Raw genomic sequence first — 14,869 nt, forward strand, 5'->3', positions numbered from 1 at the left:
TTTGCCTCCATAAATTTCATATTAAAGTTCTACTGCTGTATCAAGAAAATTATCCCCAATTATTTTTTTCTTCCACATATACTTGTGGTAAAATTTTAGCTAAATTGCTAAATTCTTTAATATTATGACTAAACAATGCACGTACTACTTCTTCTGGCACAGATTTCCCCTCAGGTATTACCTTTACGATTTCTCCGTTATTAAAAGCATATCCAATCCAAAATCTTGATTCAAACATTGTCCCGCCGTCTACTGCATAAAACTTATGTGTCATAAATGCGGGACATGCACCCACGCCTATTGCACATACCAGCGAATTACAGTATTTCGTTCTAATTAAACTTATATCATAACCAAAGTCTTTCGGATTTTTAAAACACAATGTCAACTTATCCGGTCCCATTCCAATATCTTCTAGTATTTCATGGTTAACGCCCCATGTTTTTTGATAATTCGGTACTCCAGGATCTAACACATACTCTGGCTTATCCGCCCGAGCATAATAATGATCCTCAGAATCCCATATTTTATATCTTAAATCACTGGACACACTATGCCATCCAAACCACCAATCAAGCATTTCTACTGTTACGTTTTTCATAAATGTCTTATTAGCTACAAATCCCGTTCCAAGTCTTGTAACGCAGAATCCAATTTCTAATTCTGTAGCCTGTCCCACCAGAAATTTATTTTTCTCTTCAATGGAAAGAGCTTTCGCACTATCCGCTGCTTTCCCCATAGCTATTTTCTGTTTTTCAACAGGAATTTGGGCTAATTCCTGATAATAGTATTTAACATAAGGAAGCTTCTTTTCTATATCCGTTAATTCAACCATTTTTTCCCTCCGTTTTGTTTCTAACCCTACATAATATTCATTGCTGCAAGATAAGCTGTTTTTAATGCAGCATCTACTTTACCCGGATGAATACAATCACCAATTTCGAATACTGGAATGTTACCCGCAGCAGACTTTAATTCATCTGTTTTATTTGATTTCATACCCAGCGCATAGAATATACGATCCGCCGCTAATGTCTTCTCATTTCCCAATTCATCTGCACACCGTACGCTATTTGATGTAATTTCCATACAATGATGACCAGTTAAGGTTGAAATTTCGTATTTGTCCATTTCATGCACTAACGCTTCACGATACATTCCAAAAGAGTCTTTTGCAACTTTTTCTAACATTTCAATTATAGTTACTTTATGCCCGCTTTTCGCTAAATGAAGTCCCGCTTCACAGCCAACAAGTCCACCTCCAATCATAATAATTTGTTTCTCTTTTATTTCTTTTTGATTAAATATCTCCAGTGCCTGTGCCGCCGTATTCAATCCCTTTATTGGTGGCATTGATTGTGTGGCTCCAATGGCTAAAATCAATGCCTCTGGACGCTGTTGCTTAATCAACTCTCCATTGGCCTTTTTTCCATAAATTACTTCAATGTTTCTTTTTTGTACTTCTGCTGCCAAAAGGTTTTTAAATGCTCTTAAATCCTCTTTATCCACATCAATATCTGTAAAATTCAAGACCCCGCCTAACGCAGTATGTTCATCTACTAATGTTACTTTATGCCCGCGATTACAAGCAGTGATTGCGGCCTGCATTCCAGCTGGGCCACCTCCAATAATCAGAACCTTTCGACTTTTTTCCGGCTTCCCAATTTCACTAAACATGACCTCAGTATCCGTTTCAGGATTAATTGCACAAACTCCTACTTTCTTAGACAGCGTCACTCCGTCATAAGGAATATCTGTATAACCTTCTTCTGGTGAACCTGGAAAACAGTTGAAACAGCGAACACAGCGTCTGATTTCATGTTCTCTGCCCGATGCTGCTTTATTAACAAATTCAGGATCTGCAATCATCTGACGCCCTAAAATTACATAATCTGCTTTCCCTTCAGCGATAATTTTTTCTGCCATTTCTGGTGAATTAATTCCACCGACCACGCCCACTGGCAGGCTTGTATATTGCTTAATAATTGCCGAATCAGCTGCATTACAGCCGTGTTCAACAAACATAGAACTAAATTGGTGTGTTACAATTGGATCCGTATACAATCCCGTTGAAATGTGTACAGAATCAACAATCCCCTCCATCATATGACAAAATTTTCCTGTTTCTTCTACCGTACCTCCTCCAGAAACACCTTCTGCTGCACTTAGTCTGACATCAATAATAAAACCTTTTCCTGTTATTTCTCGTATTTTCTTCAAGATTGCAAGCGGAAATTTCGCTCTATTCGCTAAGGTACCACCATACATATCTATTCTAGTGTTTAATCTTGGTGATAAAAATTGTGTAAACAGAAATCCATGCCCGCCATGAATCAAAATTCCATCAAATCCCGCTTTTTGCATAAATTTGGCGGCTATAGCAAATTCATTGGCTACTCTATCCATATCGTCTTGTGTCATTGCTTCAACTCTAATTCCTTTGCTAGTGGTAAACGCAACTGGACCAATAGGATTTTTTTGACCTTTAAACGGAATTTTTTCAGATCCTGCATGAGATAATTCACAGATTGCTACAGCACCATATTTGTGAATACGATTAGCATATTCTGCAAAAGCGTCAAAACTTTTTCCTTCACAAACTGTAAAATCAACATTGGGAAATGGGAGTCTGTCCGCATCTGTAAAATTAATATCTGTTTCACCAACGATAACAGCAGCTGCTCCGCCCTTTGCACGCGACTCAACTTTTCTGTAAGATTTTTCAGCTACTTGCGGATCAAGTGCAGATAAACTAAATGTCATGGGTGCACTAACAATACGATTTTTATAAATCACTTTATTTACCTGAAATGGTTTAAATAAATTTTGAAAATTACTGCTCGACATATTACTTACACTCCTTTTATCTGTTATTATTGATTATACTTATTATATTTCTGTATTTTTGATACGTCTAATATTAAATTAAGCCTCAGTAATAACTATTACTTATTTATTAGTCTTGAATGTCAAACTCAAATCCTATATAATAAATTAAAAATATAAATGCGAGGGAGGATACATACAACATGCATATTAGACAGTTAGAATATTTTATTGCAGTAGCAGAAACACTTAATTTCACAAAAGCATCACAACGTTTTTTCATTTCACAAACAGCCGTAACGCAACAAATTAAAGCATTGGAAAAAGAAATGAATGTGATGCTTTTTCTTAGAAATAAACGACATGTAGAATTAACTCCCGCCGGGAAAGCATTTTTAACGGATGCCAAGGAAGTCGTGAGACACATTACTATTGCCATAGCAAAATCCACCTCCGTTTCTACTGGATTCATTGGTACACTTAAAATTGGAATTGTCAAAGATTATATGGATGTAGATCTTGTTGACTATATAAAACTATTTTACAAAGAATATCCTAACATCGCATTTACATTTGTTCGAAACAATGTTGGCTATTTATATGATAGTCTTTTAAAGGGCAACTTGGATATTGTATTCAATGTTAAATTTAATTTAGAGAAATATTCACAAATTCAATACAGAACATTAAAAAAAGCTCCTTTACTTGTGATTCTACCACCGTCACATCCTCTTGCACATAAAATCAGTCTCACCAGAAGTGACTTAAAAGAAGAAGCATTTATATTGATAGGTACGGAAGAAAACAATTTTGGAGAAAAAGATAGTATCTTAAAGGGATTCCTTGAATCTGGTTATCTCCCCAACAACAGACAGTATGTAGAAGATGTTGAAACTATCCTAATTATGGTAGCATCTAATATGGGAATTGCCTTAGTACCTTCATATGCCCTTCCCTTGCAGAACTTTGCGGGAAGAATTATCTCGGTTCCTATATTGGGAGATGAAGAAAGAGTGGAAATAGTTTCTGCCTGGGACAAAAGCAACAACAATCCCTCACTCACTAAATTCCTGGCAAACTTATAAAATCTAAAAATGCATCTTCAAAATTATTATTGTTTCGTAAACGTCAAAAATGCCGTTACCTTGACAACATGTCAGTTGGTAACGGCATTTTTGACGCTTACTGTTTTCTTATATCAAGCATGACATAACAACCCATGAAGCTTTTAAGTATAAGTCAAAAATAGGTATTTTAATTATTGGTCTTCAGCAATCAATTTTGCTGCTACCGCACCCATTTCAGCCTCATTGTGTCCAACACCAGGCACCGTAATTAGCTGCCAATGAAACGGCACACCCATTTGTGCTGCTTTTTTCTGTGCTAGTGCAAAAAATTCATTTCCACGTTCAAAGCGGTTTGCCCCCTGTGCATCTGCCAGCGGAGTATGCCGAAGGTTAGCATTTGACTTCGTATCAGCCTCACCTAATAAAATTGTAACGGGCTTAGCAAAAGCTGCCTTCAAATCAGCTACATTCAGTGGCAGCCCTTTAACTCCATAAGGGAACGCGACCTGGGAATCTGGCATTGTATACCAGCCAGAATTAGCAGCGATGATTTTTTTTGCTTTTGTTTCTTTATTAAGAAGCACATATCTATGAACCATTTGCGATCCAGCCGAATGGGAATATAGTGCAAAATTTTCACCAGCAGCTCCTGACCGTATCTTTGCCTGGTCAAAAATTCGGTCAATCACTGGAAAAATCCAATTTTCTTTCGGCTGCAAATTGCCTGTTTCGTCATCCGTATCTGAAACATTTCCTGTATTATAGTAACGCACACCCGGATACTTAGATTCAGAGAACTCCGGGCATACTACCAATAGATTATATTGGTCAGCATACTGAATCCAATCATCACGATAATCTTGTGCATTACGCTTAAACCCATGCATTACAACAACAATCGGTCGATCTGCTGTCCAATTGGCTGGGCGATAATAAAAAGCCCTCAGATCATCATTCGTTGCACCTGTAGGTTCCGACATTGAAAATGCCCCTGATCCAATGCTTATTGTTTCAACTTTTTCAAAACCAGCAGCACCACAGCCAGCACTTTGCAACAAAAAAAACAGACAAATAAGCAACACACTTGAGTTTAAAAATTTATGTTTCAACTGAAATTCCTCCATATATGATTTTTTCTAAAAAGTAGAATATATACCTATTATTCCAATCAAATTTGATAAATTTCTCTATATTGACAGCGCAAATTCATTCCTTTTTATATTCTGTTCTCTCTCAAAATAATTCCTCTTATATATATGACATTCGGACGGTTACCATCCTAAAATATGTCTCTGCCAGAATCTTGGTTCGTTCCTTACACTAAACTTTGTGTTTACGTATTATATAATCGTCAAATTAAATTATTTTTAATACTAGCCATAAACTCCTCCACAGTTCTTGCACTATTAATATCATTTAATACATTCACATTATTAAGCAAGAAATATAATGTTTTAAATTCTTCTTTTTGGTATTGATTTAAGGCAAGCATAAAAACACTATCTATCTTATATCCCGGGTTCCATTCAATGGAGTCTTTTAAGGTCATCACTGCAATAACAGGTTTAATTATAAATTCAGGATTGCCATGCGGTATTCCAACATTTTGAAAAACACTTTGTGCCAGTTTTTCTCTTTCATAAATCGATAAAATATATTGTTCACGGATATATCCTTTTGCGGCTAAGGCTTGTCCTAAAAAATTTAAAACGTCTTTTTTATTATTAAACTTCTGTTGCAGAAAAATTAAATCAGATGAAAAGAGCCGCACTAATGTCATTTGTTGTATTTTATTCTGTTTATTGTAAACCAAAGAAAAATCAATCAATTTTTTCAATTTTTCTATACCATCATGACGTATCATTTCCGTAGAAGATATAAATGGAATTCCTGAAATAACCGGTCCCATTGTCCCAACAATAGCAATAATTCGATAAATCTCTTGTAATTTTCTCAAACGAACTTGAATATCCTCTTCGACTAATACTCCTAATGCAATAATATCTATACCATCCAATTTTTCTGGGATTGCTTTGCGAATATTATCCTCGATCCATTTTGCAGTTCCAATTCCAGTAAGACACATTGTTACAATCGCAGAAGGAGCATCTATTTTCCTATCAGTACCACAAATTTCTTCATCAACTTTAGAGAAGTCATATTTCAATGAATTTACAATTTCGTCAATATCCATATTAGGAAGAAGTGCTTTACGAATAGCTTCCATCACCATTGGCGTATGTACTTTTATTACTGTACGCACCAAAATTCCAGTTTGATCGGTAATTAATTTACCAAATCCAACCAAAGATCCCATATCGGCAAGCAATAAAACACCTTTACCTCGATCAATTTGTTTTACTATGTCGATCGTCCGTTGTAAAGCCATTTCACAACTTTCTTCCAAAGGCATCTCCATAGCTCGCGCATATTCTACATTCAATAAACGATTGGCAACCTGAACCATTCCCTCTGCCACATGTCCATGTGACAGCACAAGCACACCCACATGAGCTTCTTCAAGCGAATCTTTTTTCGAATATGCTTTTAAATACATTGCAATAAATATTGTTTCATCCTCAGGTAAAGAGATTTTTAAATTATAATTTGCTATTTTTACCATTTCTTGTGCAAGTGCATATTCCATAGGGTTTTCATCACATAATGTAGTTAACTGATAATTTACAATGTTAGAAGCTGGCATTCTTTGACGTTCAAAAAGCGTACCTAAATGCGTTGCCAAACAATATAAAAGACTATCATCGATATCTGGCATTTTACGTTTTGCAAAATTAATCATTTTTTCAACTACACAAATAATTTCTACTGATACAATTTTTTCTAAATCTTGTCGTGCTAAGTTGTTTTTTCGTTGTTGTGTTTGTTTGATAAATTGCCGCATTTTCACTTCTAACTCTTCACTTATAATACGGTTAATAACCGCATTTTCTATGCCCTGATTTTCCATGTTAATATAACTATTTTCAATTTCTTGATAAATGTCAGTTGGATATAAATAGGTAGTCTGAATTAAATCTAATTTAGATTGATCATTTGGAGCAAATTCCAAATCTCCTTGCAACATTAAAATTTTTTCTATTGAAGTTCTTTTTTCGCCAAGACTAAGTAACCCGCGAACAACCTGCTGACGCAAATCACTGATTTCTATTTTTAAAGCAGGTTCTTTTTTTGTCATATGCCGCAAGAAGGACCGTGCACAGGCGACTTGAATATCAGAATACAGCTGACCAATATTCCCCGGACAAGTATATATTAACAGAGCAACAACAACATTATAAGACACTTGCACTTTCAAATGCAATCGATTAGCCTCTTCTCGCATAAATGCACCAATGATTTGCAAACGTTCTTCCATTGGACGCTGTTCTAAAGATGGCAGCTCAATGAGCATAGGAATTCGACGTCGAAACTGTAAGAGTAAAAAAGATTCCACATTTTCTGTTGTTGCGGCAATTAACATTAACGAGATATTTCTAAAGTTATCATTTTCACCTAATCTTCTGAATTTTCCTTTATCAATTAAATAATACAGCATTTCCTGTCCTTCTGGTGATAAACGATGAATTTCATCCAAAAAAAGTATTCCATTATTCGCTTTTTCAACTAAACCAGCCCGATCGGTATCCGCACCAGTAAATGCCCCTTTTACATAGCCAAACAACTGTGACATTAAAAGTTGTGGCGTTTCAGCATAATCAGCACAATTAAATACAACAAACGGAAAGATTCTTTCATCGTGTCCAGATTCAAGCGCAAATTTATACATGCAATGTGCTAATTCGCTTTTTCCTACACCCGTAGCTCCAACAATTAATGTATGCAAACCTTTAGGAGGATACAAAATGGAAGCCTTAGCCAGTTCCACCTGAGACCTTAAACTTCCATCACTGCCAATAATAGCTTCGAATGCATTTTGTTTAGGAATAACTTCCGATTCTAAAACAACAGGCTCTTTCCCGTGCTTTTTGATAATTTGATTTTTAAATTGCTTAAATATTTCACCCACTGCATGCCGAGAAATATTATATCCTTCGTCATTTATTTTTTTTGTCAATGCTCGTTCTGATAACTCGGGGGTCTCTTGTAAAATTTTTTCTATTGTCATGAATAATTCATCGCGCATTCTTTTACGAGAATTTTCAATACCAAGCGAATTGCGAATTTTTATAACATCTATACGTGTAACATGTAAAATGTTTGCAAGTGCTTCATCCGTAAAAGGATTTTTTTTATCTTCATTTGCAATTATTTTTATTAACTCTTCCATTAATTTCACCGTCCAATGAATCTTAATATAGCCAAAAGATAACAGCTGTAATATAACATTTCCAATCTACTATGTATAGTCCATCTTCTCATAAAATAAACCAAGACCGCCTGCAAAAACAGGCGGCTCTGTTATATTAAAACAATGCAGATTTCTTATTTTTATAAATCTAATATGATGGAAACATCACCAAAAGGCTGCTCCTAAATTGGAAAAGCTCATAAATTTTATATTCTCAACTATATGCACCCGTACATTCTTGCAGAAGCAACTCAACACTTTTATATGCTGGTGCATCTTCATAAAGAATTTCATATAATCCTTTCAGTAAAGGTAGGCGTTCTATTTGTAATTTACCTTGCTTCGCTAATTCTTTTGCAACTAAATACCCAAAGTTGATTGCTGGATAGCCTTCAACTGTGATACCTTCATCTTTCATTTTTGCAATTGCCTGACTGGCACTCAACCCGCTGCCAATGGCTTCCCCCAGCATACGATTCCGTCCAGCTTCACCAGTCAACTCTAAATCTCCCGCGCCCGGCAGACCATAAACAGGAGCCAGAGTTCCACCTAATGCTGTCGCCAATATTGCCATTTCAGATAATGCAAAAGTAAAAAGTGCACCTTTTGTATTTTTATGAAGATATCCTTTTTCTCTCTTAAAAAAGCCTTCTGCCATTCCCAACCCAACGCAATAAGCATTTTTCATGGCCGCACAAAGTTCTGTACTAATCACATCAGTTGTCACATCAACTCTATATACATTCGTCATCGCTGCTTTTTGCATACTTTTTGCCGCTTCAATATTGGTACTTGCATAGGTGACAGACGTTGGTACTTCCCATAATACTTCAATTGCTTTGCACGGACCTGCAACAAACACAAAAGGAATTTTATCCTTAAGAACCTCGGGTACACGTTCCTTTAAGATTTCCGGTAAAAGCACAATATTGCCATTATGATCAGAATTAAAACCCTTTGTTACACTACCGACAATCATACCTGGCTGCAGATATAAAACAACCTGTTCAAAAACATCACCTAACGCATCGGACGTGATCGCCATAATTACAATATCAGCACCATCAATAGCCTCTTTCATTTGAGTACTATAAAAAGTTTTTACATCTTTCAGTAAAGGAAATTTATGTTTAGGATGATTTTCCCCTGCTTTTAAAGCATCAATAATTTCATCGTCCAAAGGAGAACCCCATAGTCTAACTTCATTTCCATTTCTCGTTAGTGGCATAACTAATGCACTGCCCATTGCACCTGCACCAATAATAGTGATCTTTGCCATAATCTATACACTCCTTAAATTTTATTTATAGATATTTACGGCGAAATAAAAAACGATACTGTTCTATTGAATTCATTTGCATTATACCATAAATAAAAACGAATTCAATAGCAAAAGATAGTAAAGGATAATTTTTTGTTATCTTTTACTATACAAAAATGGTACTTTTTGTTGTTATTCTTCTTTTTTTGGTTAACTTTGTCTGTCATCTCTATATCTAAAAATACTTTTTTTTTCAAAAATAGTTGAATTTATTGATTCCAATACTTATGAAAACATATCATCCCAGCATTTGGCATGTAACTTGCTTATATATAATTGAGCGAGATATAAATTATACTGTTTTGAATTCAATAGCAATTCTAAAAATTACTTTAGAATAAAAAAGGAGGTAATAATCCAATATAAACCATAATAAAGATCCGATCTAAGGAGTGTAATAATCTAAATTAAACCACAATGAAAAATATAATCTCATTAATTCTAAATATGTAGGTGAAAAACAATGGAAAAAATCTTTAAATTTGACGAAACCGTCATACGCGTAGGAATTGAATCAGTTGATTGTTATGATGCCTTAGATCAGTTGGCAAATACGCTTTGTAATGCAGGATATGTAAAAAGAAGTTATGTAGAAGCCATTATCGCCAGAGAAAAAATTTTCCCAACAGGTCTTCCCACCGGTAAATATGGTGTAGCAATTCCCCATGCCGATATATGTCACGTAAACTCGTCCATGATTGCAATTGGTATTCTAAAAGACCCTGTAGAGTTTAAAAATATGGGGAATATTGAAGATACTGTATCTACAAAAATTATTTTTATGCTAGCAATGAATAACAGTGAAAATCAAGTAAAGCTCTTATCTGCATTTATGGGTAATTTACAAGATCAAGAATTACTTAAAAATTTAGCTGAAGCCAAAAATGTTCATTCCGTTATAAAATTAATCGATGGTAAAATTAAATTTTAATATGTAACACAATCGAGAGGATGTAAAATTATGGTATATAAAGTATTAACAGTATGCGGAACCGGAATTGCAACATCCACCGTGGCCGCTGAAAAATGTAAACAATTATTATTAGAAAGAGGTCTATCTATAAATGCTATAGAGTGTAAAGTGTCCGAAATCGAAGGGAAAATTTCGGTTTTTCAGCCTCATGTTATAGTTCCTACAACAATAGTATCTGATAATAAACTTTGTGGAATAAAAAAATTTCCTGGTCTTCCTTTCATAACAGGCATTGGCATGGACAAAGCCGCTGATGAAATAGCTGAATATTTAAAATCTATTAAAGAATAAATATATACAATAAAGTACTGAATATAACAAAATAAAAAAGCGAGGTTTAAATTTATGGAAATTATACAATTTATATTAGATTTAGGTCCCACCGTAATGATGCCAATTATTATTTTGATTCTTGGGGTTATATTAGGACAAAGTTTTCCAAAAGCTTTACGTTCCGGTTTGACTGTCGGCATGGGATTTGCCGGTATATTTCTTGTTATTGGCTTATTAACAACAAACCTTTCACCAGCTGCAAAAGCAATGGTTACAAATTTTGGACTGCATTTGGATGTAATGGACGTTGGCTGGCCAATCCATGCAGCAATCAGCTTCGGTACACCGATTGTCCCTGCAGTATTCCTTTTAGGATTGGTAATTAACATTATTATGCTGTCCACTAATTTAACAAAAACAATGGATATAGATTTATGGAACTATTGGCATTTCATTTTTGGCGGTGCACTTGTTATGTATTTGACGCAAAGCGCAGTGCTTGGAATTATTGCTTCTGGTATTACCATTATTTGTGTTCTTAAACTAGCTGACTGGACGCAACCCTATGTGGAAAAAGTTTTTGGAATGCCCGGTATCTCACTTCCCCATACAGAAACCGTAGGCTGGGCACCGCTTTGTATCTTCTTAAATAAAATTCTTGATAATATTCCTATAATTAATAAAATTGATATCAATCCTGAAAAAATCCAAAAAAGATTTGGCGTAATTGGTGAACCAATGTTTATCGGTGTTGTATTGGGGGCTGCCATTGGCGCACTTGCCGGCTATAAGCTCAATGCCATTATTCAATTGGGTGTAAATATGGGAGCGGTTATGTTCTTAATGCCAAGAATGTCTCGTATTTTAATGGAAGGATTAATGCCCCTTTCCGAAAGTGGTCGTGATTTTTTAAATAAAAAATTTCCTGGTAAAGAAGTATATATTGGTTTGGATGCCGCTGTCGTAATTGGTCATCCGTCCGTTTTGGCCGTTTGCCTGCTTATGATTCCGATTACCCTATTCCTTGCGGCAGTATTGCCTGGAAACAGAGTTCTTCCATTTACCGATTTAGCAGGGCTTCCTTTTTGCCTACTCTGGGCAGTTGGTGCTAGTAAAGGGAATGTGTTTAGAGGGTTAATTATCAGTTGTATCTTAATGGTAGGTATCTTATATATCGCAACAGATATTGCGAATGTAAGTACCACTATGGCAAAAGCAGTCCACTTTCCTTTCCCTGAAGGAACACTATCCATCTCATCACTTGATGGTGGTTCTCACATCGTTCCTTATATTATCTACAAGATTGTTGAACTTTTCTATTAAGAATCATAATTTTCAACAGTGCTAAATCAATAAATTTTTCTGTCTTTTCTGATTATTATCATCAAAAAGACAAGCAAGTGAGGGAAAAATGATTTATGAAATGATGCGTTCAATGGCAGGTACCTATTTATGCAGTATCACAGATCTTTATATTGAACATCAAGACCTTCTTAACACGCTTATAGTCTGTGGTGCTCTTGTATGGCTGATATATCGCAACAAATATCATAAAAATAACAAACCAATAAAAGCAGTAAAAATAATGGGCATGACGATTTATGAAATAAAAGATTCTTAATAGAATAAACTAAAAGGGGGCTGTTGCACTAAACGCATAATCCTAATAAATATACAAACCCTATCTTTTTGACATGCAAAAGTTTGCGCTTCAGAGAATGGTTTTGCATATTTATTTGCGAAGAATGTCTAATGCGATAGCTCCTTTTTAATTCGCTACAGAAAAATTCATAATATTACCAAAATGAGGTGTAAAAATATGCTGTTACAAAAAGAAAGAGAATCTGTTGTAGTATATTGTCAAAAATTAGTAACAAATGGCTTAACCAAAGGAACAGGCGGAAACATTAGTATTGTAAATCGTGAAAAAAATTTAATAGCAATTAGTCCCAGTGGTTTAGATTATTTTAAAACAAAACCAGAAGATGTAGTTGTTATAGATTTCGATGGAAATGTAGTAGATGGGGATCGTAAACCGTCCAGTGAAATAGATATGCACAGAATTTTTTTCATAAATCGTCTCACCGTAAATGCCGTGGTTCACGCCCATTCCTTATATGGTGCTATTTTAGCTTGTTTGAATTGGAATCTTGAACCGGTACATTATTTGATTGGCTATGCAGGAGAAAATGTCCGATGTACACCGTATTGTACTTTTGGTACATGGGAACTGGCAAAAAGTGCCTACGAAGGTATGAAAGATCGTAATGCTGTCATTTTAGGAAACCATGGTCTCTTAGCAGTTGGTGCAGATATTGCTAAAGCCTTTGATACACTTGAAGAAGTAGAATTTTGTGCCGAAATTTATTATAAAACAAAAATTGCTGGCAACCCCATTATTTTATCAAAAAAAGAAATGGATCTTGTATTAGATAAATTCCAAACTTATGGACAAAAGAAAGGTTGATTTTTGATGAAAATTGCTAATTTTTATGGACCGGAAGACGTTCGTATTGAAGAAGCTCCTATCCCCACCCCCAACGCTGGGGAAATTATTATTCAAAATAAGGTAGCTTTGACTTGTGGTACCGATGTAAAAATGTATATGCGAGGATATCCTCTACTGACGCCTCCACATGGTTTTGGACATGAAGCTGCTGGAATTATATCTGCTATCGGTGCAGGCATAACAAAATTCAAGGTGGGCGATCGTGTTGTGGCACATGATTCAGCACCGTGTGGCACTTGTTATTACTGCAAACAGGGTCAGCACTCTATGTGTGAAAATCTTATTTTAAATTTTGGAGCCTTTTCTCAATACCAAAAAATACCGGCACCTTTAGTTGCACAAAATGTTTTTCATATCCCTCCCCATATGAACTTACGTGATGCAGCATTAACTGAACCTTTTGCTTGCGCAGTATATGGTATAGCCGAAATTGGTATAGAACCCGGAGATACTGTTGTTGTGAATGGTGCCGGACCAATCGGTCTCATGTTTACTCGACTGGCTTACTTTAAAGGTGCTAAAGTCATTGCAACAGATCTGTCTGATAATCGCTTAAAAACAGCTAAACAATTAGGTGCGGCTATTACAATTAATGTTAGTAAATGTGAAGATATTGTACAAACCGTTAAAGAATACACGGATGAAGGTCGTGGGGCAGATGTAGCCATTGAAGCTGTCGGCATGCCTGCAACATGGGAAACAACCATCCCAATGTCAAGAAAGGGTGGTCGGGTTTTGCTTTTTGGCGGAACGAAGGGCGGCAGCACCATTCAGTTAGATGCAACGATGCTCCATTATTCACAAATTACAATAAAAGGTGTATTTCACACTACGCCTAAATATGTTGCCAAAGCTTTTGATCTGATTAAAAACGGCGTAATAAGTGCTGATGTATTTATTGGCAATGAATATCCCTTGGATAAAGTTGTGGATGCCTTATTGTCACATAAAAGCGGCAATGTTATTAAAAACTGTATTGTTTTTGATTGATAAAAAGTCAACATCTATGATTCCTACTTTTAATAAATAATATAAAAATAGCAGGTATACTTTCTGAAGCACCTGCTATTTTTATATTATTTAAATGAATCTACTTAATTGTAAAATTTTTCTTAATAACTATAAATATAGTATAGTTTGGATATAGCTCTTATGCACTTCAATCTGTATTATGGTAAGATTTCGCCAATATACTAATTGGATGCATTGTCTTAACCTCTGCCCCATGCTCAATCTGTGCCCGGCATGTACCACAATCTGTAAGAACTGTATCTACACCACTCGCTTTTACTGTATCAAAGAGAGTATTTCCTATTTTCATGGAAAGATTATAGTTTTCCGCTTTATAACCGTAGTTACCTGAAATTCCACAGCAGCCAGCATCGGCGTCGGTTACTTTAACACCTGGTACGAGTTTGAGTAGTTCCATGGCCGGAAGTCCAATTCCCTGTACGCGCAAGTGGCAGGGTGCATGATACATAAATTCATGACTCACTTCACCAAAGTTTTCATTTAATTGATCATTTTGGTAGAGTGCTTCTAAAAATTCACAGGCATCAAAAATATGTTTTGCATTTTCTTCCATGTCCGG

13 protein-coding genes are annotated in these 14,869 nt (G+C 35.5%); 7 read left to right on the plus strand and 6 right to left on the minus strand.

The features are described from left to right. Positions 1-49: 49 nt before the first annotated feature. On the minus strand, positions 50-835 hold the full coding sequence (locus BMY14_RS16545) for a DAPG hydrolase family protein (protein ID WP_091834268.1): 786 nt from the start codon (positions 833-835) through the stop codon (positions 50-52). A 26-nt stretch (positions 836-861) separates the two neighbouring features. Beyond that, a complete protein-coding gene (locus BMY14_RS16550) occupies positions 862-2,847 on the minus strand; it encodes an oxidoreductase (protein ID WP_091834271.1) in 1,986 nt (661 codons plus the stop codon). A 182-nt stretch (positions 2,848-3,029) separates the two neighbouring features. Between BMY14_RS16550 and BMY14_RS16555 the strand changes: the two genes are divergently transcribed. Next, positions 3,030-3,911, plus strand: a complete 882-nt coding sequence (locus BMY14_RS16555; protein ID WP_091834274.1) for a LysR family transcriptional regulator — start codon at positions 3,030-3,032, stop codon at positions 3,909-3,911. A 173-nt stretch (positions 3,912-4,084) separates the two neighbouring features. On the opposite strand, the gene BMY14_RS16560 is transcribed toward BMY14_RS16555, so the two are convergent. From BMY14_RS16560 to BMY14_RS16570, 3 genes are all read right to left on the minus strand, one after another. After that, positions 4,085-5,002, minus strand: a complete 918-nt coding sequence (locus BMY14_RS16560) for an alpha/beta hydrolase family protein (RefSeq protein ID WP_091834277.1) — start codon at positions 5,000-5,002, stop codon at positions 4,085-4,087. A gap of 242 nt (positions 5,003-5,244) precedes the next feature. After that, a complete protein-coding gene (locus tag BMY14_RS16565) occupies positions 5,245-8,181 on the minus strand; it encodes a sigma 54-interacting transcriptional regulator (protein ID WP_091834280.1) in 2,937 nt (978 codons plus the stop codon). Positions 8,182-8,416: 235 nt separating this feature from the next. Beyond that, the gene (locus BMY14_RS16570) at positions 8,417-9,481 is read right to left on the minus strand and encodes an NAD(P)H-dependent glycerol-3-phosphate dehydrogenase (protein ID WP_091834283.1); all 1,065 of its coding nucleotides are present in this window, start codon (positions 9,479-9,481) and stop codon (positions 8,417-8,419) included. A 505-nt stretch (positions 9,482-9,986) separates the two neighbouring features. On the opposite strand from BMY14_RS16570, the gene BMY14_RS16575 reads away from it, so the two are divergent. The 6 genes from BMY14_RS16575 (at position 9,987) to BMY14_RS16600 (ending at position 14,268) form a co-directional block, all read left to right on the plus strand. Further along, positions 9,987-10,454, plus strand: a complete 468-nt coding sequence (locus tag BMY14_RS16575; protein WP_091834286.1) for a PTS sugar transporter subunit IIA — start codon at positions 9,987-9,989, stop codon at positions 10,452-10,454. 30 nt (positions 10,455-10,484) lie between these two features. Next, positions 10,485-10,787: a PTS sugar transporter subunit IIB gene (locus BMY14_RS16580; protein WP_019554653.1), complete on the plus strand. Its 303-nt coding sequence runs from the start codon at positions 10,485-10,487 to the stop codon at positions 10,785-10,787. A 54-nt stretch (positions 10,788-10,841) separates the two neighbouring features. Continuing rightward, positions 10,842-12,092: a PTS galactitol transporter subunit IIC gene (locus BMY14_RS16585; protein ID WP_091834292.1), complete on the plus strand. Its 1,251-nt coding sequence runs from the start codon at positions 10,842-10,844 to the stop codon at positions 12,090-12,092. 100 nt (positions 12,093-12,192) lie between these two features. Continuing rightward, positions 12,193-12,390, plus strand: coding sequence for a hypothetical protein (locus tag BMY14_RS16590; RefSeq protein ID WP_245741458.1), 198 nt, complete (start codon positions 12,193-12,195; stop codon positions 12,388-12,390). Positions 12,391-12,588: 198 nt separating this feature from the next. Continuing rightward, positions 12,589-13,236, plus strand: a complete 648-nt coding sequence (locus tag BMY14_RS16595) for an L-fuculose-phosphate aldolase (protein ID WP_091834297.1) — start codon at positions 12,589-12,591, stop codon at positions 13,234-13,236. A 6-nt stretch (positions 13,237-13,242) separates the two neighbouring features. Then, complete coding sequence (locus BMY14_RS16600; RefSeq protein ID WP_091834300.1) at positions 13,243-14,268, plus strand: zinc-binding dehydrogenase; 1,026 nt, start codon at positions 13,243-13,245, stop codon at positions 14,266-14,268. A 169-nt stretch (positions 14,269-14,437) separates the two neighbouring features. On the opposite strand, the gene BMY14_RS16605 is transcribed toward BMY14_RS16600, so the two are convergent. Further along, positions 14,438-14,869, minus strand: a 432-nt coding sequence (locus BMY14_RS16605) for a heterodisulfide reductase-related iron-sulfur binding cluster (RefSeq protein ID WP_245741459.1), incomplete at its 5' end; no start/stop codon positions are given.

It is taken from the genome of Propionispira arboris, assembly GCF_900109225.1.
GTDB classification, from domain to species: domain Bacteria; phylum Bacillota; class Negativicutes; order Selenomonadales; family Selenomonadaceae; genus Propionispira; species Propionispira arboris.